This is a genomic window from Rhodobacter sp. CZR27 (genome assembly GCF_002407205.1).
Classification (GTDB): domain Bacteria; phylum Pseudomonadota; class Alphaproteobacteria; order Rhodobacterales; family Rhodobacteraceae; genus Cereibacter_A.
The window spans coordinates 1,756,009-1,780,992 of sequence record NZ_CP023548.1; the positions used below are offsets into that span (position 1 = coordinate 1,756,009).

The following is a 24,984-nucleotide window of genomic DNA, read 5'->3' on the forward strand; positions in this document are numbered from 1 at the left end:
ATCATGAACTCGTAGAGGAATTGATGGAAGCACCAATCCCGCTACGCGAATCACGGTCTTCAGTGCCGCATCTGAGTAAAGCGGTCACAGTGATCCCCGATCTGACAAATCATCACTTGAGCAGCAGGCTATGGAGGTTCATCAGGCATAGCGCTACCGGTCATGACTTGATCTTCCCACTCCTCAACGTCTCTCAGCACCGGCACGTTGCGCCAGAATTCGCGACAACAACGTTCGGCGTAAGCGATCCGGTCGGGGTAGGGGTTACTGAGACGATCCCAGAGATAGCCAAACTCGCCGACAAGCGAGACGGTGGTCACGGCGAGCCTCAACAAGCCATCATACGTGGCAGGGTCCACGTCCACTCCAGCCTTTGCGAGTTTCTTGCGATCATCGCTTTCGATGACTCGATGAGCAAAATATTCCGTGCGCAGAAGTCGGATATGATGGTGTTCCGGTGAGGCTTCCGCCACACTGTATTCTTCCAGAAGATTCGCATAGCGGCCGACAAGAGTGGCCTCGTCAAACTCGATCCCAAGGGTCGCCAGCTGCTCACTGCGTCGTGTGTTAAGGTCATCAAGCGCAGGGAACTCTTCAAATGCCCGGCGAAGTGATACGGAGTCCCGTGCCTTGTCCCAGGCTCTCGCGCAATACAGAATCACGGCAGCCTTGACGGCACTTCGTGCGACCAATCCGGCATATCCGGAGCAAGACCCGTTGAGACGATCCGCGATCATCTCATTCTGGTCAATCGCCACCTTCATGAAGCCAATATGCCAAGCTGCCTCATCCGCCTCGTTGCGGAGTTCCGTGATCAGCGCATCAAACTCAACTTCATTCACTCTTTGCTTCCCTTGCCTCGGGTACATAATCTGCATATGAGGAGAGGCCTTATGCCCGCCGCAGCCTTTTATCCAGCCCAATAGAGCGTGCTGTTGAAGCGGGCATGTTCTCTATAGCAGCCGCTAGGGCACGTTGGTCCCCCAATATGATGACTTGCTCCGTGCCTCTCGTGATGGCGGTGTAGATCAGGGTCCGGTCCAGCAGACGGGATCTGAAGACCGGAATGATGACGCGCCTCCATTGAGAGCCTTGGGCCTTATGGACCGAGATGGCATAGGCGAGGTCCAGGTTGTCCGCGTCGGCTGCATCGAGTTCGAACGGCTTGCCGTCCAGCGTCACGTGCGCGATGCCGTCCATCACTGACTGAACGCGGCCCATCGACCCGTTCATGAGCTCCCGGTCCCAGTCGTTCCGGGTCCAGATGATCGGATCGCCGTCGGCAATGTCGCTGCGACCGGGTAAGAGGGCGTCCTCGGTGGCCTGTATCGACCCAGCGGAATCTGCACAGGTTAAGCCGCCAAGGCGAATGCCTCGGCGGGGGTTTTCATGTCCAGCTCCTGATGCGGGCGGCGATGGTTGTAGAAAGCGATCCAGTCGCCGATGGCGCGTGCCGCGTGCTGGAGGCTGTCGAAGCGCTGGCGGTGAACGCACTGCTCCTTCAGGGTCCGGATCACGCGCTCGACCATGCCGTTCTGCTGCGGGCAATGCGGGGTGATGAACTCCTGCTTCAGGCCGTAGCTGCGGACGAGGGCCGTGTATTTGCGACTGGTGAAGAGTGAGCCATGGTGCCGCCACTGGTCCGAGGCCCATGGCGAACGCCGTTGTCGGACCTCAGCAGGAACTCCTTCGTCACCCGGCCGAGTGTGCCGAACCGGTTGATCAGCGCGTGTTCCAACGCGCTCGCGGCCGTGGAGGCCTTGCCCGAGCGCGACAGGTGCCAGCCCAGAAGCTCGCGGGTATGGCAGTCGATCACCAGGGCGAGCGTGGCCCAGCCGTCGCGCCCGGCCCAGACCCGGCAGAGATCCGTGGACCAGCGCTCGTTGGGGGCCTGGGCCACCGAGGGCACCGCTTCTATCCTGGGTCGCATTCCGATCGGGCGCTTGCGGACCTGCCAGCCCTTGATCTGGAAGACCCGCTGCACCGTGTTCTTGTTGAAAGCCCAGAAGCCAGGCGACCGTGCGGTAGCCGAAGGACGGCTCCTGCTCGATCATGGCCTTGATCGGCTCGGCAAATCGTGGATCAACCTTCGGCGCAGCTTTCGTCGGCTTGTAGTACACGGTCCGCCGCGGCACGCCGAACCACGCACACAGCTTGGTCAGCGGCACCGTGATCCCATCGGCCAGAAGGCCCTGCTGGATGCTCTGGATCATTTCCTCGCCATGGGCCTCGGACCAGTGGCGGCTCCATGGCTCGATCCGCCGCATCCAGCAGGGCCTGGAGCTTTTTTCTCGCCCGCAGCTCCAGCATCGCCTCGCCATAGGCTTCCTGAAGGTCCTTCAGCTGCTTCTCGTACTGCTCGCGGATGTCGAGCGGGTTGGCGCGGAGCGCCATCTCCAGGGCTTACGCGGCCGCACTGCGGCCACGGTCCCCTTCGATATCCATCCCCCGCTTGGCATCCTCGACCCAACCCTCGATCTCGGAAGGCGAGAGATCATAGGACCGGCTGGCCTCGGCCACCGTCCTTGTTCGGGCTTACGCGGCGCCACTGGCGCCACGGTCCCTCACAAGTGCCTTGGATGATCTCCACCACGAGCGCCGTCTTGCGCTTCGCCGTCCAGCGTTTGATCGGGTCGTCCATCGTCACACTCATCGCTACCTTACTCCTTGTAGCATGAGCAGATTTTCACTGGGTCGATACATACGAAGCTGTGCGAGGTGAGCGACGTTGCCGCGCGCGCACCAGTGAGCGACATCCTCCGCGTCGATCTCTTCGACCTGCCCATCGCGACGTTGGTGTGCAAACAGAACAAGATTTCTGAACTGGCGGAAGGCTGCTCCAGAAGTGTTCAGGTTTCTGGTCGCCACCATGGTGCGCATTGATCGCTTCAAAGAAGCAATCAATGCGCCTGACGCGCTTTCCCGCAACATGGTAAAGTCGATATTGACCGCGCCGGAGAGCGTGCGGAACGACCAGGAATCCTGCTCGGGATCAAACGGCGTACCATCAGACGCGAATGCTTGCCGATATTCAGACCCAACTACATGTGTCGAACTCGTGGGGGATTTCACGAACGACTCTCCTGAACCCGGACTCCTGTCTTGAAAGCGGCTTCCGTCAAGTAGATCACCTCGGTATTCGGCGGCCATCGTGCTGAGGTAGGACCAACCACCAAGGAAATTGGCGAAGCGCGCGAAGTCCGCAGCGCTAATCCCGGCCGCAATTGCCCAGTCGGCCAGGCTCTGAATCCAGCCATGTCGAAGGTGGTGCGGCGTGAGGCCTTCGATGCCGAGATGCTTTCCGAGCTCGTGGACCACCCGGCCAACGGTACGATCGGGGATCGGCGTCCCATGCGTATGGTTGTCATGGCTCAGGAAGATGAAGGGCGAGCCGCGCTTCTCGGCCGCGTCGCTTCCCGGACCAAACATGTAGTCCTCCAGGGCCTGCGCGACAGTGGGTCCGAAAGGTACAATCCGGTCGAGAGTCTTTGCATTCGGCTCACGGTTTCTCGGATCTTCCGGATCGTCATGCCGTCGCTCCACCCGGATCTCGCAGGTCGCAAGTTTAACGTCCTCCGGCTTCAATTGCCGTGCTTCACCTTGACGGACGCCGGATGCCACCAGCAGGCAGACGAGAGCCCAGTTGCGCCGCGCCATCGCTTCCGTCTTCCAGACGTCGTAGGGATTACCCGTGGCCACAAAGGCCGCCACCCTGGCCACATCGGCAGCCTTGACGATACTTCGGATCCGCGAGGACTGGATCCTTGGCCGGTGAACCGCTATGCGAGCGGCCATGTCCTTGCGCGCGCTGATCCGCTCGGCAAGTTCCAGCGAACGCTTTGGAAGATGCGCCTCGGACATGCGCCCGACGAAACAAAAATATCGGGCGGCGGTCGACAGGCGACGGTACTTCAGGGCGTTACTGACGATGTCGGCCTTCGACATGGCAACCCACCGCCGGATCTCCGTCACCGCTGGCAATGTGATCCGTCGCAGAGTCTCGGTCTTCAGCCCGCAGGCTTCCGCCAGTGTCTCGATCTCGACCAGATCGAAATAGGCGCCGGCCTCGCGCATTCAGGTCGATGCGCTCCCGAAGTGCCCAGAGCCCGAGGCGAACCAGATCTGTGGCTTCCGCACTCATGGTCTCTGACCAATGGCCATGAGAACGCCGCGAGAGCGCCAGCGCCGTCGAGTAGTACGCCGGCGCGCCGGATTCGTCGACGACGGTGACGAAGCGTTCGCCGTATGCGAGGATGTAGCGCCTCACGCGATGAAAATACCGGTCTGTGGCAGGGGAAACAATAAGTCATTCTGCGCACCTCAGAACGGAAGAAGAACACACTCGGCAAGCTCCTGCAAATACGTCATAAAGGGCACAAAACTACCGCTTTGTGTGGCGATGTTCGGATAATCCGTATTATGTTATCGTGTAGATGAGACTTAAGACCGCCTTGAAGCCTGCGACCCGCATCGGATATTCCGACCTCAACCCCAAGGAGCGCAGCCATGACCTTTGACCGCCGCATCAAGATCGCCCCGTCGATCCTCTCCGCCGACTTCGCCAATTTCGGCGCCGAATGCCGCGCCATCGAGGCTCAGGGCTGCGACTGGGTGCATGTCGACGTGATGGACGGCCATTTCGTGCCGAACCTCACCTTCGGCCCGGCGATGTGCGCGGCGATCCGGCCGCATATCAAGGGCGTGATGGACGTCCATCTCATGATCGCGCCGGTCGATCCCTACATCGACGCCTTCGCCTCCGCCGGGGCCGATGTCATCACGGCGCATCTGGAGGCCGGTCCGCACATCCACCGGACGCTGCAGGCGATCCGCGGCACGGGCCGCAAGGCCGGCCTCGCATTGAACCCCGGCACGGGGCTTGACGCGGTGGCGCATCTGCTCGACCTGCTCGACCTCGTCTGCATCATGACCGTCAACCCCGGCTTCGGCGGGCAGAAATTCATCGAGAGCCAGGTGGCCAAGGTGCGCGACCTGCGCGCGATGATCGGTGACCGGCCGATCCATATCGAGATCGACGGCGGCGTGACGCCGGAGACCGCACCTCTGGTCGCGGCGGCGGGTGCCGACGTGCTTGTTGCGGGCTCGGCCGTATTCAAGGGCGGCTCGGTGGACAATCCCGCGCCCTATGGCGCAAACATCCGCGCGATCCGCGCCGCGGCCGAAGGCGCGCTGGGCCAGCAGTTCGCCGCGAAGTGATCCCCAAGCGACCGGAACCCGTTGCGCTTCAACGTGTTCCGGTCGTTTCTTCCGGCGGCGTCACACCACCGCCCGCTCGCGGAACGGCCGCTCGGCAAGGATGCGTGCCACGCCGAGATCCGACAGGTCCAGGCTCTGCCAGCCGCCGGTGAGGACATGCTCGGCGATGCCGCGACCCACGGCCGGCGCCTGCTGCAGCCCGTGGCCCGAGAATCCGTTCATCAGGAAAAGGTTCGGCAGCCGGGGGTCCGGGCCCAGAATCGCGTTCTGGTCCAGGGTGTTGTAGGCGTAATGTCCCACCCAGTGGCGGACCACCTTGACCGCGTCGAAGCCGGGGGCTCGGGCGTAGAGCTGCTCCCAGATCACCTCCTCGAACAGGTGAAGATCGGGCTCGAAGTCATCGGGATCGCAGGGGCCGTCAAGATCGGGAACAGTCGCGGTGATCCACTGTCCGCCGCGCTCGGGGCGCAGGTAGAAGCCGCGGTCCACCAGCAGCGGGGCCTCGGGATGCCGGGCGTTCGGCGCATCGATCACGAAGACCGTGCGCTTGCGCGGCTCGACCGGCAGCGGAAGGCCGGCCATCGCCATGACTTCGGCCGCGCGCGTTCCGGCGGCGTTGATCGCCGCGGCGCAGGCAATCCACTCGCCCGAGGCGAGCCGGACAGCCGTCACCCGATCTGCCCCGATGTCGAGACCGGTGACGGTGTCGCGGATGAACTCGGCTCCCTGTGCCTTCGCCGCGGCGCGCAAGCCGTTGAGAAGGCCCATGTTGTCGAACCACCCCTCGTCACGCGGACCGAAGGAGCCCGCCACGAGGTCGGACGTCTCGAGCCAAGGAAAGCGGCGCTTCAGCGCCTCGGGTGACAGGATCTCGGTCGCGGCGCCCAGCGCGCGCTGCATGGCCGCGACCTCGGCCAGGACGGCAGCGCCTTCCTCGGTGCCGGTCAGGAAGAGATAGCCGTTCTCGGTCAGGCCGAGCGAGCCGATGCCGACATCGATCCCCAGGCTGTTGCGGAAGTCGCGGATGAACTCCACCCCGAAGCGCGAGATCGCCACGTTCACCGCGGTGGTGAACTGCATCCGGATCGAGGCGACCGAGAGCGCCGTGGAGGCCCGCGCGAAGGTCGTGTCGCGCTCGACCACCACCACGCGGAAACCCGGCTGCATCCGGGTCAGCCAGAAGGCCGCCGAGGCCCCCATGACCGCGCCGCCGATCACCACCACATCCGCCGTCCGTCCGCTCATGCCCTGCCCCGCTGCCGATTTTCGGCGAGGCTAGTGCAGGCGCCCGACGATGAACAGGCCCGGCCGGAAGCGGCAATCATGAAGGCGGCCCCTGCCCCACGCGCGGGCTACGGACGCCGGAGCCGAAGGCGGCGAACCAGAAACCCGCGGCGCCAAATGAAAACGGCGCGACCCGATGGGTCGCGCCGTCCGGGGCAATGTTGCGGACGTCAGCCGGCGAGGGTCTTCGCCACTTCGGCGGCGAAATCCTCTTTCTCTTTCTCGATGCCTTCGCCCACCGCCATGCGGACGAAGCCGGTGATCTCGACACCGGCCTGCTTCGCGGCTTCCGCCACGGTCAGGTCCGGGTTGATCACGAACTTCTGGCCGAGCAGCGTGTTCTCTTCGAGGAACTTCTTCATCCGGCCGGGGATGATGTTGTTCTCGATCACCTGCGCGGGCTTCGGCTTGGCCGAGGCGGCGTTCTCTTCCAGCGCCTTCTGGGTCTGCACGCTGCGCTCACGCTCGACCACGGCCGGGTCCAGGTCCGCTTCCGACAGCGCCATCGGCGAGGTCGCGGCGATGTGCATGGCGATCTGCTTGGCGATGCCGTTGTCGGTGCCCTTCACGGCCACCAGCACGCCGATCTTGCCCAGACCGTCGGCGGCGGCGTTGTGGACATAGGCCGCGACCGAATCGCCCGAGACCTTGGCCATCCGGCGCAGCGTCATGTTCTCGCCGACGACGGCGATGGTTTCCTGCAGCGTCATCTCGACGGTCTTGCCGTTCAGCGACGCGGCCTTCAGCGCGTCGATGTCGTCAGTCGCCAGAGCCGCCTTGGTGAAGCCCGCCACCATCGACTGGAAGTCGGCGTTCTTGGCCACGAAGTCGGTTTCCGAGTTCACCTCGACCGCGACGCCGGTGCCGCCCGAGACGGCGACGCCCACGAGGCCCTCGGCCGCGGTGCGGCCGGCCTTCTTCGCCGCCTTCGCGAGGCCCTTGGTGCGCAGCCAGTCGACCGCGGCTTCCATGTCGCCGTCCGTTTCGGTCAGCGCCTTCTTGGCGTCCATCATGCCTGCGCCGGTGGATTCGCGCAGTTCCTTCACCATCTGGGCGGTGATTGCCATTGCGGCTCTCCTCACTGAATTGCCAAAGCCCGGGCGGGGGAGTTACCCCCGTCCGGTAACGGGATTGCGACGGCCGCCGATCAGGCGCCGAGCGACTCTTCCTCGGGCGCCACGTCGAGCGCGCCGAGGTCGATGCCGGCGGCACCCATCTGGGCGCTCATCCCGTCAAGGGCGGCGCGCGAGACGAGGTCGCAATAGAGCGCGATCGCGCGGGCGGCGTCGTCGTTGCCCGGGATCACGTAGTCCACGCCCTTCGGCGAGTTGTTGGTGTCGACCACGGCCACGACCGGGATGCCCAGCTTCTGGGCTTCGAGGATCGCGAGGTCTTCCTTGCCCACGTCGATGATGAAGATCAGGTCCGGGGTGCCGCCCATCTCGCGGATGCCGCCCAGCGAGGCCTGCAGCTTCTGCTGCTCGCGCTCCATGTTCAGCCGCTCTTTCTTGGTCAGGCCTTCCGCGCCGTGGGCGAGCAGCTCGTCCAGGTTCTTCAGGCGCTGGATCGACTGCGAGACGGTCTTCCAGTTGGTGAGCGTGCCGCCCAGCCAGCGGTGGTTCATGTAGTGCTGCGCGCATTTCTCGGCGGCTTCGGCTATCGGCTTCTGGGCCTGACGCTTGGTGCCGACGAAGAGGATGCGGCCGCCCTTCGCCACGGTGTCGCGCACGACCTTGAGCGCCTGGTCGAGCATCGGCACGGTCTGGGTCAGGTCGACGATGTGGATGCCGTTGCGTTCGCCGTAGATGAACTCTGCCATCTTCGGGTTCCAGCGGGCGGTCTGGTGGCCGTAGTGAACGCCAGCTTCAAGCAGCTGACGCATGGAAAACTCGGGGAGCGCCATGTCCATGTCCTTTCCGGTTTGCGCCTCGGCGGAACCGTGTAAGGGCTTGCGCCCCAACCGGCGGACCTGCGGGGATGTCTCCCCCGCAAGGCCCAGGTTCCGCCTGTGAAGTGCGCCGCCTTTATCCCCCTTGCGGTGCGATTGCAAGCCCCGCGCGGCGCGGGACCGCAATGCGACGCTGGCGTCTGTCGGCGCGGCTTGCCGAAAGGCCCGGGACCGGGCATCAAGCCGTCATGAGCCTGCCCGACATCCTCTGCATCGGCGCCGTGCACTGGGACGTGATCGGCCGAGCGGCCCGGGCGCTTCCGGTAGGCGCCGACGTGCCGGGCGAGATCGGCCGCCGGCCAGGGGGCGTCGCGCTCAACATCGCGCGGGCGCTGGCGCGGCAGGGTTGCGCCGTCGGCCTTCTGTCCTCGGTCGGCACGGACGCCGAGGGCACGGAGCTGGTGGCGGCCTGCGAGGCGCTCGGCCTCGACACGCGCTTCCTGCATCGCGGGGCGATGACCGACATCTATCTGGCGCTGGAGTCGCAGGGCGTGCTGGTCGGCGCCGTGGCGGATGGCCGGGCGCTGGAGGCCGCGGGCCGCGCGATCCTCGATCCGCTGGCCGATGGCAGGCTCGGCCGGGACGGGGCGCCCTGGGCCAGCACGGCGGTCATCGACGCCAACCTTGCCCCCGATGCGATTGATGCGCTGGCCGACCTGCCGCTGCTGTCGCGGGCGCGGCTGCGGCTGGTCCCGGCGAGTCCCGCCAAGGCGGCGCGCCTCGTGCCGCTGATGCGGCACCCGCAGGCGGTGCTGCACCTGAACCGCGCCGAGGCCGAGGCGATCTGCGGATCGCGTCTTGCGACGGCGCGCGCCGCGGCCGAGGCGCTGCTTGCCCTGGGCTGCGCCCGCGTCGTGGTGACCGACGGGCCCTGCCCCGCAGCCGATGGCTGCCGCGAGGCGGGCGTGCTGGAAGCCCTGCCGCCCGCCGTCCCGCTGCGCCGGATCACCGGTGCCGGCGACGCCTTCCTTGCCGCCCACCTCGCCGCCGAATGGCAGGGGGTCCCGCGCCCGATTGCCCTTCAGGCCGCGCTTGCCGCCGCGGCCACCCATGTTTCAGGAGACGACAGCCCATGACCGCACCGCTTGCCCTGCATCCCGAGGTCCAGGAGGCGATCGCCGCGCGCCGGCCCGTCGTCGCGCTGGAATCGACCATCATCACCCACGGCATGCCCTACCCCGAGAACGTCCGCACCGCCCGCGCGGTCGAGGCCGAGGTGCGCCGGGCCGGGGCTATTCCCGCGACCATCGCCGTGATGGACGGGCGCATCCGCGTGGGTCTCGAGGAAGCCGGGATCGAGCGTCTCGCCCGCGCCGAGCATGTGATGAAGCTGTCGCGCGCCGATCTGGCGGTATGCCTTGCCACCGGCGCGCTCGGCTCGACCACGGTTGCCGCCACGATGATCGCCGCGCGGCTCGCGGGCATCGAGGTCTTCGCCACCGGGGGGATCGGCGGCGTGCACCGCGGGGCGGACCAGAGCTTCGACATCTCGGCCGATCTTCAGGAACTGGCGCAGACGCGGGTCACCGTGGTCTCTGCGGGCGCCAAGGCCATCCTCGACCTGCCGAAGACGCTCGAGGTGCTGGAGACGCTGGGCGTGCCGGTGATCGCGGTGGGCCAGGACGAGCTGCCGGCCTTCTGGTCGCGCCGGTCGGGGCTGAGGGCCCCGCTGCGGCTCGACGCGCCGGAAGAGATCGCCGCCGCCCACCTGATGCGCGCGCGGCTTGGCCTGCCGGGCGGGCAGCTCGTGGCCAACCCGATCCCCGCCGAGGCCGAGATCCCGCTGGAGGAGATCGAAGCAGTGGTCGCCCGCTCCATCGCCACAGCCGAGGCGCAGGGCGTGGCCGCCAAGGCCGTCACGCCCTTCCTGCTCGACCTGATCTTCGACCTGACGGAAGGCCGCTCGCTGACCGCCAACACCGCGCTGGTGCTTGCGAACGCCCGCCTCGCCGCGGCGATCGCGAAAGCCATCGTGGCAGGCTGAGGCGGCGCGGCCCGTCGCGCACAGGCGGCGGCCCTTGCCCTGCGCAGGGAAGGGCCGCCGCCTGCGGTCAAAGAGCCGTCCAGCCCCCGTCGACCGAGATCGTGGTGCCGGTGATCTGCTCGGCCGCGTCCGAGCAGAGGAACACCACCGTGCCGCCGATCTGGCCCGTGGTCGCGAACTGCCGCGAAGGCTGACGCTCCAGCATGACCTCGCGGATCACGGTCTCGCGGTCCATGCCGTGGGTCTTCATCTGGTCGGGGATCTGCGCCTCGACCAGCGGGGTCAGCACATAGCCCGGGCAGATCGCGTTGCAGGTGATGCCCTTGCCGGCGGTTTCCAGCGCGGTGACCTTGGTGAAGCCCACGACGCCATGCTTGGCCGCGACATAGGCCGACTTGTAGGGGCTGGCGGTCAGGCCGTGCGCAGAGGCGATGTTGACGATCCGGCCCCAGCCCTTCGCCCGCATCCCCGGCAGCGCCGCGGCCGTGGTGTGGAAGGCCGAGGTCAGGTTGATCGCGATGATCGCGTTCCACTTCTCGACCGGAAAATCCTCGATCGGCGAGACGTGCTGGATGCCCGCGTTGTTCACCAGGATGTCGCAGCCGCCCGCCTTCTCGACCAGTGCGCGGCAGTCCTCGGCCTTCGACATGTCGGCGGCGATGTAGCGGACGGTCACCCCGAAGTCGCGGCCGATCCGCTCGGCCAGCGCGTGATCCTCGTCCCGGTCGGTGAAGGAGTTGATCACCACATCCGCCCCGGCGCGCGCCAGCTCCTCCGCGCAGCCCAGCCCGATTCCCGAGTTCGAGCCGGTGACGATCGCCGTCCTGCCCTTCAGCACCATGTCTTGCCTCCCGTCATTTCCACTGGCCACAGGACTATCCGGGCCGGTGCCGCAAGGCGAGACGGCATCGCGCGCATGAAGCCCCTGTCATTCGCGAAGCGCGAAAAAAAAACGCCGGCGCGAAGCCGGCGTTAAGTCGTTGAGGCAGGTTTCATACAGGCAAGAAACCTATCGAGCAGTAAGTCACTTATACGACCTTCTCCGCCGCTGTCCAAGGTAAAAGTTTGAAAAGGTTACCAAGCGGGTTTAGTTCTGGCCCGCGATGGACCGGCTGCCGAGGAGTTGTTGCCCGAATGATACATCGAATCCGGCCGCTTCTGCGCCTGCTCCTCATCCCTGCAAGCCTTGCCGTCATGGCCGGCCCGGCCACGGCCGCGCCGCAGCACGGCATAGCTATGTATGGCGAACCGAAGCTTCCACCGGATTTTGTGTCTCTGCCATACGTCAATCCGGATGCACCCAAAGGCGGGCGGATCGTGCTGGGCGAGACCGGCGGCTTCGATTCGCTCAACCCCTATATCGTGAAGGGCCGGGCGGCGGCCTCGCTGGGACCGATGACGGTCGAATCCCTGATGGGGCGCTCGATCGACGAGCCCTTCACCCTCTACGGCCTGCTTGCCGAATCGGTCGAGACCGACGCGGGGCGCACATGGGTCGAGTTCACGCTGCGCGAGGGCGCCCGATTCTCGGACGGCTCGCCCGTCACGGTCGCGGACGTGCTGTGGTCCTTCGAGACGCTCGGCACCAGGGGCATGCCGCGCTACTGGGTGGCGTGGAAGAAGATCGCGAAGGCCGAGCAGACCGGGCCGCGCTCCGTCCGCTTCACCTTCAACACCGAGGACCGCGAACTGCCCCTCGTGCTGGGCCTGCGGCCGATCCTGAAGAAGGCGCAGTGGGAGGGGCGCGATTTCGCGGCCTCCGGCTTCGAGGCGCCGATCGGCTCGGGTCCCTATGTGGTCGAAAGCTTCGAGCCGGGCCGGGTGATCCGCTACCGCCGCAATCCCGACTGGTGGGGCAAGGATCTGCCCTTCAACCGCGGCCAGCACAATTTCGACGAGGTGGTGATCGAATACTTCGGCGACGGCGGAGTGGCGTTCGAGGCGTTCAAGTCCGGCACGCTCACCAGCTTCCGCGAGGCCAATCCGGCGAAATGGGCGGTGAACTACGACTTCCCCGCCGTGCGCTCGGGCGAGATCGTCCGGTCCGAGATCCCGCATGGCCGCCCCTCGGGGATGGAGGGGCTGGTGATGAACATCCGCCGGCCGATCTTCGCCGACTGGCGCGTGCGCGAGGCGATGATCCGCGCCTTCAACTTCGAGCTGGTCAACACCACTCTGACCGGCGGGGCCGAGCCGCGGATCCGCTCCTATTTCTCGAACTCCGACCTCGGGATGGAGCCGGGCAAGCCGGCCGAGGGGCGCGAGCGCGCCCTGCTCGCCCCCTTCGCGGCAGAGCTTCTGCCCGGCACGCTGGAAGGCTATGCCCTGCCCGTCTCCGACGGCTCCGAGTCCAACCGCAAGGGGCTGCGGGCGGCGGCGAAGCTGCTCGCCGAGGCAGGGTGGCAGGTCGAGGACGGCGTGCTGAAGGACGGCAAGGGCCAGCCCTTCGCCTTCGAGATCCTGTTGCAGCAGGGCTCGGACACCATGCTCTCGGCCGCCAACATCTACCGGCAGGCGCTGGCGCGGCTGGGGATCTCGGTGCGGATCACCACGGTGGATCCGGCGCAGTTCAAGCAGCGGGTGGACGGGCAGGACTTCGACATGACCCATTTCATCCGCTCGCTCACCCTGTCGCCGGGGAACGAGCAGCTGCTCTACTGGTCGGCCGAGGGCAAGGACGTGCCGGGCTCGCGCAACCTGATGGGGATGGACAGTCCGGCGGCCGAAGCGATGATCCGGCACATGCTCGCGACCTCGGACCCGGAGGAGTTCCGGGCCTCGGTGCGGGCGCTGGACCGCATCCTTACGGCGGGTCGCTATGTTGTTCCGATCTGGTATTCCGACGTCTCGCGGCTGGCGCATGACAGGCACCTGCGCTATCCGGCGAAACTGCCCATCTATGGCGACTGGCCGGGCTTCCTGCCGGACGTCTGGTGGCACGAGGACTGAGAGCGAGCAGAGAAGATGAAGAAGCTGATGGTTCTGGCGGCCCTCGCGGCCGCCCTTCAGGGCTGCAACACGGTGGCCGGCGTGGGTCAGGACATCACCGGCGGCGCGAACCGCGTCGGGAACTGGGTGCTCGGGCCGGGATACTGAGCGCGACGGCCGGATTTTCCCGATCCGGCTGAACGGGCGGCCGCGCGGCCGCCGCAAGCTGGAGACAGCAAACGCCGCGACCCGACAAGAGCGGCGCGGGGCGAGCGCCCGACCGGTCCGGCGACACCGGACCGGCCACGTCGTCCGGTCCCGCTACTGCGCCACGAAGATCCGGGGCGGCGGCGATTTCTCCAGCCGGGCCACCCGTTCCTCCAGCGCCCCGAACTCGGCCTCGCGGGCGGCCAGACGGGCCGCCAGCTCCTCGGCCGACGGCTCCTCGGGCTCGGCATCCCGCGCGGTGGCGATGCCGCTGAAGATCCGCGCCAGAAGCCGCGAGAGGTCGTCCATGATCAGGAAGAACGACGGCACCACGACGAGGCTCAGGACCGTCGAGACGATGATCCCCCCGATCACCGCCGTCGCCATCGGCGCGCGGAACGGCCCGCCCTCGCCCACCCCCAGCGCCGAGGGCAGCATCCCCGCAGACATGGCGATCGAGGTCATGACGATCGGCCGCGCGCGCTTGTGACCGGCTTCCATGATCGCGGTGAAGCGGTCCATCCCGCGCGCCCGCATCTCGACCGCGAAATCCACCAGCAGGATCGCGTTCTTCGTGACGATCCCCATCAGCATCAGGATGCCGATCAGCACCGGCATCGACAGCGCCGATCCGGTCAGGATCAGCGCCGCCGCTACCCCGCCAATGGCCAAGGGCAGCGAGAACAGGATGGTGAAGGGCTGCAGCACCGAGCGGAACAGCAGGATCAGCACCGTCAGCACCAGCATCAGGCCCAGGATCATCGCACGGCCGAAGCTTTGCAGCAGCTCCTGCTGGATCTCGGCATCGCCCGCCTCGGCGATGCGGACTGTGGGCGGAAGCTCCACGCTCTCGGTGATCTCCTTGAAGCGGGCCGAGGCGGTCCCCAGCGCCACACCCACCGGCAGGTTCGCCCCGATGGTCGCACGGCGTTCGCGGTTCAGCCGGTCCACCACGCTGGGGCCTTCCGCGATGCGGATATCGGCCACCGCCGACAGCGGCACCTGAGCGCCCGAAGCGGTCGTGACCTTGAGCGAGGCAAGCCGGGCAAGATCGCCACGCGCCGTGGGCGCGATCTGCACCCGGACCGGGATCAGCCGGTCATCAATGGAGAGCTTGGCAAGGCTCGCGTCGATATCGCCGATGGTGGCCACGCGGACGATCTCGGCGATCTGGCGCGTCGTGACGCCAAGCCGCGCCGCTTCCTTCTCGCGCGGCGTGATCTGAAGCTCGGGCCGCGGCAGCGCGCCTTCCGAGGCCACATCGTCCAGCAGCGGATCGCCCCGCATCGCCGCCTCGAGCCGCGCCACGGCAAGGTTCAGGTCGGCCTCGCTCGAGGACAGGATCGAGAACGACAGGTCGCGCTCGCCGCGGTCGTTCAGCTTGAAGGCGCGCAGGTCGGGCACCGCGGAAAGAAGGCGGAAGATCTCGGCCTCGATCTCGTTCTGCGGCCGGACGCGGCCCTTCGGCTCCAGCCCCGGAAGGAACGGCCCGATCCCGGGCAGGCGCTGCATCAGGCTCGAGATGCGGTAGCTGAGGCGATGGTCGAGCTTGTCGAGCAGGATCGTCACACTCGCGCGGCGGATGTCGCGCTCGCCGGTGGGCGAGGCGCCGCCGAGCACGAAGACGTCCTTGACCCCATTCACGTCCCGGATCAGCGCCGCCATCTTGCGGGTCGCGGCATCGGTGTCGTCGAGCGACGAGCCGGGCGCGAGTTCCACGCTCAGCGGGATGCGGCTCACGTCCTCGGGCGGGATGAAGCTGCCGGGGATGCGGAGCATGAAGAACATCGAGATCGCCAGAACGCCGATGGCCGCCAGCAGTGTCAGGTAGCGCATCTTCAGCGTGCGCCGCACGAGGCCGAGGTAGCTGCGCATGATGAAGCCATCCTCTTGCGGGTGCTCGTCGGCATCCTTGGGCCGCATGAGATAGGCCGACATCATCGGCGTGATGAGCCGTGCGACCAGCAGCGAGAAGAGCACCGAGATGGCGACGGTCAGGCCGAACTGCTCGAAATACTGCCCCGGGATGCCCGGCATGAACGAGACCGGCACAAAGACCGCCACGATGGTGAGCGAGGTCGCGATCACCGCCATGCCGATCTCGTCCGCTGCATCGATGGCGGCGCGGTAGGGCGTCTTGCCCATTCGGATGTGGCGGGCGATGTTCTCGATCTCGACGATGGCGTCGTCCACGAGGATGCCGGTGGCGAGCGTGATGGCGAGGAAGCTGACAAGGTTCAGCGAGAAGCCCAGCAGGTCCATGATCCAGAACGTAGGCACCGCCGAGAGCGGCAGCGCCACCGCCGCGATGAAGGTCGCACGCCAGTTCTTCAGGAACGCGAGCACCACCAGCGTCGCCAGCAGCGCGCCTTCCAGCAGGGTATGAAGCGCCGCCTCGTAGTTGCCGTAGGTGTAGAACACCGTGTCATCGACCAGTTCCGCCCGCACCTCCGGGTGCTTGGCTGCAAGGTCGGCGAGGACGGCGTTCACGGTTTCCGCCACCGAAACCTCGCTCGCCCCCTTGGCGCGGAACACGGCGAAGGTCACCACCGGCTCGTCGTTGTGGCGCGAGAACGAGCGCAGTTCCTCGTAGGTGTCCACGACCTCGCCCAGATCCGCCAGCCGGACATGCCGGCCCGACGGCAGCGCGATGGTGGTCTGGGCCAGGCGCTCCACGGTCGAGGCGTCGCCCAGCGTGCGGATCGCCTGCTCGCCCTGCCCCAGCTGCGACCGGCCCGAGCCGAGGTTTGCGTTCGTGGCGCGCACCTGCACGTTCACCTGCGGCGCGGTGATGCCATAGCTTGCAAGCTTCACCGGATCGAGTTCCACCCGGATCTCGCGCTCGGCGCCGCCGTAGCGGTCGACGCGGCCGATGCCGGGCTTGCCCTGCAAGGCGCGGGTCACGGTGTCGTCGACGAACCACGACAGCTCCTCGATCGTCATGTCGGGCGAGGAGACCGCGAAATTCATGATCGCCTGCCCCTCGACGTCGATGCGGCTGACGATCGGCGCCTCGATGTCGCCCGGCAGGTCGCCGCGGATCTGGTCGATGGCGTCCTTGGTGTCCTGCACCGCCTTGTCGGTCGGCACCTCCATGCGGAACTCGACCGCGGTGGTGGAGCGGCCGTCCACCACGGTCGAGGTGATGTTCTTCACCCCGGTGATGCCGGCAACGGCATCCTCGATCTCCTTGGTGACCTGGGTCTCCATCTCGGCCGGCGCGGCGCCGGACTGGTTGACCACCACCGCCACCAGCGGCACGTCGATGTTCGGGAAGCGGGTGATCGGCAGCGAGTTGAAGGACTGCCAGCCCAGCACCACGAGCAGCACGAAGCCGAGGATCGGGGCGACGGGGTTGCGGATCGACCAGGCGGAGAAGTTCATCGCTGGCCCCTCAGTTCACGGGCTCGGCCGGGACCGGATTGATCCGGTCGCCGGGACGGACGAAGGCCGCGGCCTTGGTCACCACCAGATCGCCGGGCGCGAGGCCCTCGACGATCTCGACCATGCCATCGTCGCGGATGCCGGTCAGGACGCGGCGGCGCTCGACCTTGCCCTCGGACACCCGCATCACCGTCGATCCCTCGGGGCCGGAACCCACCGCGGTGATCGGCACCGCCAGCGTCCTGCGCTCGGCGATCAGGATCTCGGCCTCGGCGAACATGCCCGAGCGGACGCGCTCCATCCGCTCGATGGCGATGCGGGCGCGGCCAAGGCGGGTCTCGGTGTCGATCGCGGGCTCGACCAGCCGGACGGAGCCGATCAGCGGCTCGTCCGCCCCCAGCGTGCGGATCAGCACCGTCTGGCCCGGCTTCAGGCGGATCAGATCCTGCTCGGGCACATCGGCGAACAGTTCCAGCGCCGCGTCGCGCAGCAGCGTGAACATCGGCTCGCCCTGCGCCGCGGCGATGGCGCCGATCTTGGCATTGCGCTCGACGATCTCGCCCGCGACCGGCGCCACCACATTGGTCCGCTCGCGCTGAAGCTCGATGTTGGCCAGTTGCGCCTCAGCCAGCAGCACCTGCGCGCGGGCGGCCGCCAGCGTCTGGCGCGCCACCATCACCCGGGCATTGGCCGAGATCGCGCCCGCCTGCGCCGTATCGGCCGCCGCCTGCGAGGCCGCGCCCTGCTGGCGCAGCTGCGCCGTGCGCTGGCTGACGCGCTGCGCCTCGTCCGAGGACGCCTGCGCCTCCAGCACCTGCGCCTCGGCCTGCGCAATGGTGGCCCTGGCCGAGGCGAGCGCCGCGGTGAACTGGCTTTTCTGCAGTTCGAGGGTGGAGAGCGACAGCCGCGCCAGCACCTCGCCCTCGGCCACGTAATCGCCGACCTCGGCCTCCAGCGTCTCGATCGGCTGGCCCTCGATCAGCGGCTGGACCTGCACCAGCTCCACCGCGCCGACAAGGCCCGAGGCGATCACCCGGTCGCGCATCACCCGCTCGCCCACGGTCGAGACGGTGATGGCCGGCAGCGCCTGATGCTGCGGTTGCGGCGGGGCGACCTCCTGTGCGGACAGGGCCGCCGGCAGCGCGCTCAGGAAAACGACGGTCAGGAGGATGCGCCGCATGGCTCGCCTTTCGCTTGAAGCTGCGCGACCTCGTCCAGGGTCGCGTCGATGGTACGCAGCAGGAGGGATTTCAGTTCAGTGGCGCCGGCCTTCTTCTGCGGCCAGTCGAGCGCCCAGGTCTTGACCAGCATCACCACGAAGGCCGCATGGGCGCCAAAGCGGCGGTGTGCCTCGTCGGGGGCAAGGCCGGTGACGCGGGCGAAGATGCCGACCAGGGCCCGCTCGATCTCGGCCTCCATCCGGCGGCAGATCTCGCCGATCTCGGGGTTGCGGTGCGCCATGGCGGTGATCTCGGCCCAGAGCGGGGCGTCCTCCTCGCAAAGCTTCACCTCGATCCGGTAGCGCAGGATCTCGCGCAGGCGCGCCAGCGGGTCGGTCGAACTGACCACCGCCATGAAATCGCGCTCCACGCCCTTCAGGTCGCGCAGCACGATGGCCTCGACGATGGCCGCCTTCGACGGAAAGTAGCGGTAGAAGTTGCCGACGCTCATCCCGGCGGCCCGCGCCAGATCCTGCATCGAGGCGCCGTCGAAGCCCTTGTCGGCAAAGGTTCCCCGGATCAGGTCCAGGATCTCTCCGCTCCGCTGGGCGGAGGCGAGCGCGCTGTCCGACATGGCCTCTCCTGCGGGAGCGAATGAACGTTCATTCGCAGATAGCCGAGCCTGCGGCAAGTTCAAGAGGCCGTGAGGGCCCGCCGCTTGCATCCCCCGGGCGGGAGGCGTAGCACGGGGGCCGTCCTCGGCCAGCCGCGCCAGCCCGCCGGGGACGCTCCCCGACCGACGCCCCGCCCGACGACGAAAGGAGCGGCCATGATCCGCCTCGATATCTTTTCCGATCCGATCTGCCCCTGGTGCTACATCGGCAAGGCGCTGCTCGACCGGGCGCTCGAGACGCGGCCGGATCATCCCTTCGTCATCGCCTGGCATCCGTTCCAGCTGAACCCGGACATGCCGCGCGAGGGCGTGGACCGGCGCAGCTACCTCGAGGCGAAGTTCGGCGGACGCGAGCGCGCCGTCGAGATCTACGCCAAGGTTCAGGCGGCGGCGGAGGCGGCGGGCGTCGGGATCGACTTCGAGCGGATGGAGCGCACGCCGAATACGCTCGACGCGCACCGGCTGATCCACTGGGCGGGGATCGAAGGGCGGCAGGCGGCGGTGGTGGCCGCGCTGTTCCGCGGCTACTTCCGCGAGGGGCTGGACATCGGCAATCCCGAGGTGCTGGCGGATCTGGCGGCGGGATGCGGGATGGACCGCGCCCTGACGGCGCGGCTGCTCGCCTCTGACGCCGACCGCGACGACATCCTTGCCCGCGATGCCGATGCGCGGGCGAAGGGGGTGCAGGCCGTGCCGACCTTCCTCGTCGATGGCCGCTATGTGGTGGCGGGGACGCAACCCGTCACCCTCTGGCAGCAGGCGATCGACGAGATCGCGGCCGGGGAGGCGAAGGCATGACGCTGGCGCGGGAGATCCCGCAGCAGGACCGGCTGTCCCGGCCGGAATTCGTCGGCATGATCGCGATGCTGTTCGCGACCGTGGCCTTCTCGATCGACTCGATGCTGCCGGCCCTGCCCGAGATCGCGGCCGAGCTGACGGCCGGAGCACCCAACCGGGCGCAGCTGATCCTGACGAGCTTCGTGCTGGGCATGGGGATCGGCACCTTCATCGCCGGCCCGCTGTCGGACCGGTTCGGGCGCAAGCCGGTGATCATGGGCGGGGCGCTGCTTTACTGCGCGGCGGCGCTGGCCGCCTGGGCCGCGCCCACGCTCGAGACGCTTCTGCTGGCGCGGGTCGTGGGCGGGCTCGGCGCCGCAGCCCCCCGGGTCGTGTCGCTGGCGCTGGTCCGCGACCTTTACCGCGGGCGCGAGATGGCGCGGATCATGAGCTTTGCCATGCTGATCTTCACCCTCGTCCCGGCCGTCGCGCCGCTGATGGGCACGGTGATCATCGCGGGCCTCGGCTGGCGCGGGATCTTCCTGTCCTTCCTCGCGTTCTCCGCCGTCTCGATGCTCTGGTTGGGCCTGCGCCAGCGCGAGACGCTCCTGCCCGAGGCACGCCGCGACTTCTCGGCTGCGCGGCTGTGGGAGGCGCTGCGCGAGGTGCTGTCGCACCGGGTGATTGTGACCGCCATCGGCGTCCAGACGCTGGTGTTCGGCGCGCTCTTCGGCACGCTGTCCTCGACCCAGCAGATCTTCGACGTGACCTTCGACCGGGGCGCAAGCTTTCCGTTCTGGTTCGCGGTGATCGCGCTGATGGCCGGCACGGCGAGCCTCGTGAACGCGGCACTGGTCATGCGGCTGGGGATGCGCTTCCTCGTGACCGTGGCGCTCGGCGGGCAGCTGGTGCTGTCGCTTGGCATGTGGACGATGACCTCGCAGGGCCTCTGGCCCGAGGCGCTGGTCTTCCCGGCCCATGTCGCCTGGACGACCAGCGTGTTCTTCATGGCGGGCCTCACGCTGGGCAACCTCAACGCGCTGGCGATGGAGCCGGTGGGCCATATCGCCGGCATGGCGGCCTCGGTCATCGGCTCGGTGGCGACAGTGCTGGCGGTTGCCCTTGCGGCGCCGCTGGGGCTGGCTTTCGACGGCACGCCCCTGCCCCTGATGCTGGGCGTTGCGGCCTTCAGCGGCGTCGGCTTCCTGCTGATCCGGTCGCTGCCGAGGGCTTGACGGCGGAGGTCGCAGCCTCTGCCTTCGGCTTCTCGGGCTTCACCACCTTCTCGGCCAGATCGCGGGCGATGGCGAAGGCGCCCTTGATCCGCTCGGCCTCCGTCTTCCAGTCGCGCGCGAGCACGATCCGGTTGTCCTTCACCCGCGCCGTGTCGCCCTGCGCCTTGATGAAGTCCACAAGCCCCGCCGGATTGGCGAACTTGTCGTTGTGGAACTGGACGGTCGCGCCGCGCGGCCCTGTCTCGAGCCGCGAGATCCCGGCCCGCTTGCACATCGCCTTGATGCGAACGACGAGCAGCAAGGTGTTCACTTCCTTCGGCAATTCGCCGAAACGGTCGATCAGTTCAGCCGCAAAGCCCTCCAGCTCGACCTTGGTCGTCAGACCCGACAGCCGGCGGTAAAGCCCCAGCCGCACGTCGAGATCCGGCACGAATTCCTCGGGGATCAGCACCGGAACGCCGAGGTTGATCTGCGGCGCCCAGTGCTCGTCCTGCTCGGTCAGGCCCTGCAACTCGCCCGAGCGGATCTTCTGGATCGTCTCCTCCAGCATCTGCTGGTAGAGTTCGTAGCCCACCTCCTTGATATGGCCCGACTGTTCCTCGCCGAGCAGGTTCCCGGCGCCGCGCAGGTCGAGGTCATGGCTCGCAAGGTTGAAGCCCGCGCCGAGGCTGTCGAGGGAGGCCAGCAACCGCAGCCGCTTGACCGCCTGCGGCGTCAGCGGCGCGCGAGGCTTCGTGGTCAGGTAGCAATAGGCCCGTGTCTTGGCCCGACCGACCCGGCCCCGGATCTGGTAAAGCTGGCTGAGGCCGAACATGTCCGCGCGGTGCACGATCATCGTGTTCGCGGTCGGGATGTCGAGGCCGGATTCCACGATCGTCGTGGCAAGAAGCACGTCGAACTTGCCGTCGTAGAAGGCATTCATGCGCTCGTCGAGATCGCCCGCCGCCAGCTGGCCATGCGCCACGACGAAGGTGACTTCGGGCACCTGATCGCGCAGGAAGGCCTCCATGTCGGGCAGATCCGAAACGCGCGGGACGACGAAGAAGCTCTGCCCGCCGCGATAATGTTCGCGCAGCAGCGCCTCGCGGATCGTGACCGTGTCGAACTCCGAGACATAGGTCCGGATAGCGAGGCGGTCCACCGGAGGGGTCGCGATGATCGAGAGATCCCGCACGCCCGTCAGCGACAGTTGCAGCGTCCGCGGGATCGGCGTCGCGGTCAGCGTCAGGACATGCACCTCCGAGCGCATCTCCTTCAGCCGCTCCTTGTGCGAGACGCCGAAATGCTGCTCCTCGTCGATGATGAGAAGGCCGAGGCTCTTCAGCTTCACTCCCTTGGCCAGCAGCGCATGCGTGCCGATGCAGATGTCCACCGTCCCGTCGGCAAGCCCCGCCCGCGTGTCGGCTGCCTCCTTCGCCGAGACGAAGCGCGACAGTTGACGCACCTTCATCGGAAAGCCGCGGAAGCGCTCGGAAAAGCTGCGGAAATGCTGGCGCGCGAGCAGCGTCGTCGGGCAAATCACGGCGACCTGCATCCCCGCCAGTGCCGCGACGAAGGCCGCGCGCATTGCGACCTCGGTCTTGCCGAAGCCCACGTCGCCCACCACGAGACGATCCATCGGGCTGCCGGATTCGAGATCCTTCACCACGTCGGCGATGGCGGACAGCTGGTCGTCGGTCTCCTGATAGGGGAAGCGGGCGGAGAAGGCTTCCCACAGCGAATGCGGCGCCTCGAGGATCGGCGCGTGGCGCAGGTGCCGCTCGGCCGCGATCCGCATGAGGCGTTCGGCGATCTCGCGGATGCGCTCCTTCAGGCGGGCCTTCTTGGCCTGCCACGCCCCGCCGCCGAGCTTGTCGAGCAGACCTTCCTCGTGCCCGTAGCGGCTCAGAAGCTCAATGTTCTCGACCGGCAGGTAGAGCTTGGCCTCCTCGGCATAGACGAGGTGCAGGTAATCGTGTGGCGGACCCGGCTTGTTCGAGGGCGGCTGCGGCACGCGCAGGGTTTCGAGGCCCATGTAACGGCCCACGCCATGCTCGACGTGGACGACCAGATCGCCGGGCGTCAGCGTGTCATGCTCGCGCAGGAAGTTCTCGGCCTTCCGGCGTTTCTTCGGCTTCGAGATCAGCCGGTCGCCCAGCACGTCCTGTTCCGAGATCACGGCGAGGCCGGGGGCGGTGAAGCCCTGCTCCAGTGCCCAGACCATGAGGAAGGTGCCGCCACGGCCGTCGGGCACGTCGCGGATGTCGCGGACGAATGTCGCGCCTTGCAGGCCGGCATCCTCCAGCAGGCCCTTCAGACGCTCGCGCGCGCCTTCGGACCAGCTGGCGATCACCACCTGGCCATCTTCGCGCAACTTGCGAACATGATCGACCAGGGAACCGAAAAGGCTGATGTTTTCCTGCTGGCGCTCGGGTGCGAAGTTGCGCCCCATGCGCCCACCCGCGTCCAGCACGCCCGGACCGGGCGACTGCGCCAGCGGCGAAAGCTGGATCACGCGATGCGCCCGCGTCGCCTCGTCCCACGCCGCTTCGTCCAGATAGAGCAGGTCGGGCGCCGAGGGCTTGTAGACCGTGTCCATCCGGCCCTTCACCGTCATCGCTTCGCGCCGCGCGTCATACTGGTCAGCGATCCCCTCCCAGCGCGAGATCCGCGCGGGCGTGACCTGATCGTCGAGCATCACGCTCGCATCCGGCAGATAGTCGAACAGCGTTTCCAGCCGCTCGTGGAAGAAGGGCAGCCAGTGCTCCATCCCCTGATGCTTGCGCCCCGCGCTCACCGCCTCGTAAAGCGGATCGTCGGTGCCCGCGGCGCCGAATTCGATGCGGTAGTTCTGGCGGAAGCGGGTGATCGCGCCCTCGTCCAGCATCACCTCGGAGACCGGCGCCAGTTCGACCAGTTGCAGCTTCTCGGTCGTGCGCTGGGTCTCGGGGTCGAAGCGGCGCGCGCCGTCCAGAACGTCGCCGAAGAAATCCAGCCGCACCGGCCCGGTGACGCCGGGCGGGAAGATGTCCACGATGCCGCCGCGGATGGCGTAGTCGCCCGGTTCCGTCACCGTGTCGGTCAGCGAAAATCCCATTCTGGACAGGTAAGTTCGCAGGCGTCCTTCATCCACCCTGTCACCGACGCGGGCGGTGAAGGAGGCCGCGCGCAGCACCTCGCGCGCCGGGATGCGCTGGGTGGCGGCGTTCAGCGTGGTCAGCAGCACGAAGGCGCCGGGCACGCCCTGGGCCAGCGCGGCCAGCGTCGCCATCCGGCGCGCCGAGATCTCGGGGTTGGGCGAGACGCGGTCATAGGGCAGGCAGTCCCACGCCGGAAGCTCCAGCACCACGGCCTGCGGTGCCATCACCGAGAGCGCCACCCGCATCGCCTCGAGCCGCTTGTCGTCGCGCGCGACATGGATGACAGGCGCGCCGCGGGCGAGTTCCTTCGCGACGAGGCGGGCGTCGTAGCCCTCGGGCGCACCGCCGAGGAGGATCCGTGGTCCGTTCTGCATCAGGCTCACTTAACAGCAGGCGCCGCCGCGTCAACGCTCAGAGAACGCCGATGCGGAGGTTCTGGTACATGCCCCACATGGCGGTCACGAAGATCGAGACGACCCCCAGCGCCTGCACCCGGCGGCGGTGGGACGCAAGCGCATGATACAGCGCCGGACCCTCCAGAGGCTCGATCCGCGCAGCGGTGTGCAGGCTCAGCGCGCCCACCAGCGTCATGGGCAACATGAGGCAAAGCAGCGCCTGCGCGAATTCCAACCCGTAGACGAAGCCCAGAAGGCCGAGCGTGGTCAGCAGGAAGGCGACCACGCCGACCAGCCAGGCTCCGGCCGAACTGCCCATGTGCCGCAGGCGCGCGGCATAGATCCGCGCAAGCTGGTGGACATCCTCGCCCGCCGGCCCTCCGCGCCGCCGGGCGCGCTGGACCAGATCCCACGGCACGCCCATCACCCAGTGGCTGACGGTGGACCACATCACGGCAAGCGCGATCCAGAACCACAGGTTCGAGAAGGACCGCAGGTCGATCACCTCGGAGATGCTGGCGTAGAAATCCACGGGCCCTCTTCCTCTCGCGCGCGAAACCGCTCCGTTCCACGGGGCGATTGCGGCATTCCTACCCTTGAGACGCGGGCCTTTCCATGGCAGGCAGAAGAAAATTTCCCAGCCCGCGCAAGGTGGCAACGCCTGCGCCCCCGA

At 67.4% G+C, this 24,984-nt stretch carries 23 protein-coding genes; 7 read left to right on the forward strand and 16 right to left on the reverse strand.

Annotated features, from left to right (window positions below; genetic code table 11):
* Positions 1–128: 128 nt before the first annotated feature.
* The 7 genes from CK951_RS20995 to CK951_RS08550 all read right to left on the reverse strand — a co-directional run bounded on the left by CK951_RS20995 (position 129) and on the right by CK951_RS08550 (position 4,074).
* On the reverse strand, positions 129–842 hold the full coding sequence (locus CK951_RS20995) for a hypothetical protein (RefSeq protein WP_157764525.1): 714 nt from the start codon (positions 840–842) through the stop codon (positions 129–131).
* Positions 843–891: 49 nt separating this feature from the next.
* Positions 892–1,233 carry an ATP-dependent RecD-like DNA helicase gene (locus tag CK951_RS08535; RefSeq protein ID WP_096785741.1) on the reverse strand — a complete coding sequence of 114 codons (342 nt, stop codon included), beginning with the start codon at positions 1,231–1,233 and terminating at the stop codon, positions 892–894.
* A 119-nt stretch (positions 1,234–1,352) separates the two neighbouring features.
* Positions 1,353–1,529, reverse strand: a complete 177-nt coding sequence (locus CK951_RS21645; RefSeq protein ID WP_232520594.1) for an integrase core domain-containing protein — start codon at positions 1,527–1,529, stop codon at positions 1,353–1,355.
* Between the two features lie 41 nt (positions 1,530–1,570).
* Positions 1,571–1,984: a DDE-type integrase/transposase/recombinase gene (locus tag CK951_RS21370; protein ID WP_232520595.1), complete on the reverse strand. Its 414-nt coding sequence runs from the start codon at positions 1,982–1,984 to the stop codon at positions 1,571–1,573.
* Between the two features lie 98 nt (positions 1,985–2,082).
* On the reverse strand, positions 2,083–2,394 hold the full coding sequence (locus CK951_RS21650) for a hypothetical protein (protein WP_232520596.1): 312 nt from the start codon (positions 2,392–2,394) through the stop codon (positions 2,083–2,085).
* A 100-nt stretch (positions 2,395–2,494) separates the two neighbouring features.
* A complete protein-coding gene (locus CK951_RS21655; protein WP_232520597.1) occupies positions 2,495–2,641 on the reverse strand; it encodes a hypothetical protein in 147 nt (48 codons plus the stop codon).
* 14 nt (positions 2,642–2,655) lie between these two features.
* Positions 2,656–4,074 carry a tyrosine-type recombinase/integrase gene (locus tag CK951_RS08550; protein ID WP_096785742.1) on the reverse strand — a complete coding sequence of 473 codons (1,419 nt, stop codon included), beginning with the start codon at positions 4,072–4,074 and terminating at the stop codon, positions 2,656–2,658.
* 432 nt (positions 4,075–4,506) lie between these two features.
* Between CK951_RS08550 and rpe the strand changes: the two genes are divergently transcribed.
* A complete protein-coding gene (gene rpe / locus CK951_RS08555; RefSeq protein ID WP_096785743.1) occupies positions 4,507–5,217 on the forward strand; it encodes a ribulose-phosphate 3-epimerase in 711 nt (236 codons plus the stop codon).
* 60 nt (positions 5,218–5,277) lie between these two features.
* Here rpe and CK951_RS08560 read toward each other — a convergent pair whose 3' ends face one another.
* The 3 genes from CK951_RS08560 to rpsB all read right to left on the reverse strand — a co-directional run bounded on the left by CK951_RS08560 (position 5,278) and on the right by rpsB (position 8,410).
* Complete coding sequence (locus tag CK951_RS08560) at positions 5,278–6,462, reverse strand: FAD-binding oxidoreductase (RefSeq protein WP_096785744.1); 1,185 nt, start codon at positions 6,460–6,462, stop codon at positions 5,278–5,280.
* A 209-nt stretch (positions 6,463–6,671) separates the two neighbouring features.
* Positions 6,672–7,568: a translation elongation factor Ts gene (gene tsf / locus CK951_RS08565; RefSeq protein ID WP_096785745.1), complete on the reverse strand. Its 897-nt coding sequence runs from the start codon at positions 7,566–7,568 to the stop codon at positions 6,672–6,674.
* Positions 7,569–7,648: 80 nt separating this feature from the next.
* Entirely contained in the window at positions 7,649–8,410 is a 762-nt protein-coding gene (gene rpsB / locus CK951_RS08570; RefSeq protein ID WP_096785746.1) for a 30S ribosomal protein S2, read from the reverse strand.
* Between the two features lie 227 nt (positions 8,411–8,637).
* Here rpsB and CK951_RS08575 point away from each other — a divergent pair, with 227 nt between their 5' ends.
* Positions 8,638–9,525, forward strand: coding sequence for a PfkB family carbohydrate kinase (locus tag CK951_RS08575; protein ID WP_096787208.1), 888 nt, complete (start codon positions 8,638–8,640; stop codon positions 9,523–9,525).
* On the forward strand, positions 9,522–10,433 hold the full coding sequence (locus CK951_RS08580) for a pseudouridine-5'-phosphate glycosidase (protein WP_096785747.1): 912 nt from the start codon (positions 9,522–9,524) through the stop codon (positions 10,431–10,433). Before CK951_RS08575 ends, CK951_RS08580 begins: the two co-directional genes overlap by 4 nt.
* A gap of 67 nt (positions 10,434–10,500) precedes the next feature.
* On the opposite strand, the gene CK951_RS08585 is transcribed toward CK951_RS08580, so the two are convergent.
* The gene (locus CK951_RS08585; RefSeq protein ID WP_096785748.1) at positions 10,501–11,274 is read right to left on the reverse strand and encodes a 3-hydroxybutyrate dehydrogenase; all 774 of its coding nucleotides are present in this window, start codon (positions 11,272–11,274) and stop codon (positions 10,501–10,503) included.
* A gap of 293 nt (positions 11,275–11,567) precedes the next feature.
* Between CK951_RS08585 and CK951_RS08590 the strand changes: the two genes are divergently transcribed.
* Both CK951_RS08590 and CK951_RS08595 read left to right on the forward strand, forming a co-directional pair.
* Complete coding sequence (locus CK951_RS08590; protein WP_096785749.1) at positions 11,568–13,382, forward strand: extracellular solute-binding protein; 1,815 nt, start codon at positions 11,568–11,570, stop codon at positions 13,380–13,382.
* A 15-nt stretch (positions 13,383–13,397) separates the two neighbouring features.
* Entirely contained in the window at positions 13,398–13,529 is a 132-nt protein-coding gene (locus tag CK951_RS08595) for an entericidin (RefSeq protein ID WP_096785750.1), read from the forward strand.
* Between the two features lie 153 nt (positions 13,530–13,682).
* Here CK951_RS08595 and CK951_RS08600 read toward each other — a convergent pair whose 3' ends face one another.
* From CK951_RS08600 to CK951_RS08610, 3 genes are read right to left on the reverse strand one after another with little or no spacing between them, the layout of a single operon-like run.
* Positions 13,683–16,952 carry an efflux RND transporter permease subunit gene (locus CK951_RS08600; RefSeq protein ID WP_096785751.1) on the reverse strand — a complete coding sequence of 1,090 codons (3,270 nt, stop codon included), beginning with the start codon at positions 16,950–16,952 and terminating at the stop codon, positions 13,683–13,685.
* 10 nt (positions 16,953–16,962) lie between these two features.
* Positions 16,963–18,132, reverse strand: a complete 1,170-nt coding sequence (locus CK951_RS08605; protein WP_198402332.1) for an efflux RND transporter periplasmic adaptor subunit — start codon at positions 18,130–18,132, stop codon at positions 16,963–16,965.
* Positions 18,114–18,746: a TetR/AcrR family transcriptional regulator gene (locus tag CK951_RS08610; protein ID WP_096785752.1), complete on the reverse strand. Its 633-nt coding sequence runs from the start codon at positions 18,744–18,746 to the stop codon at positions 18,114–18,116. The genes CK951_RS08605 and CK951_RS08610 overlap by 19 nt, the downstream gene beginning before the upstream one ends.
* 195 nt (positions 18,747–18,941) lie before the next feature.
* Here CK951_RS08610 and CK951_RS08615 point away from each other — a divergent pair, with 195 nt between their 5' ends.
* Positions 18,942–19,583, forward strand: coding sequence for a DsbA family oxidoreductase (locus tag CK951_RS08615; protein ID WP_096785753.1), 642 nt, complete (start codon positions 18,942–18,944; stop codon positions 19,581–19,583).
* Positions 19,580–20,797, forward strand: coding sequence for an MFS transporter (locus tag CK951_RS08620; protein WP_096785754.1), 1,218 nt, complete (start codon positions 19,580–19,582; stop codon positions 20,795–20,797). Before CK951_RS08615 ends, CK951_RS08620 begins: the two co-directional genes overlap by 4 nt.
* Here CK951_RS08620 and mfd read toward each other — a convergent pair.
* Positions 20,751–24,290, reverse strand: a complete 3,540-nt coding sequence (gene mfd / locus CK951_RS08625; protein ID WP_096785755.1) for a transcription-repair coupling factor — start codon at positions 24,288–24,290, stop codon at positions 20,751–20,753. The genes CK951_RS08620 and mfd overlap by 47 nt on opposite strands.
* Positions 24,291–24,327: 37 nt before the next feature.
* A complete protein-coding gene (locus tag CK951_RS08630) occupies positions 24,328–24,843 on the reverse strand; it encodes a component of SufBCD complex (protein ID WP_096785756.1) in 516 nt (171 codons plus the stop codon).
* Positions 24,844–24,984 lie beyond the last annotated feature (141 nt).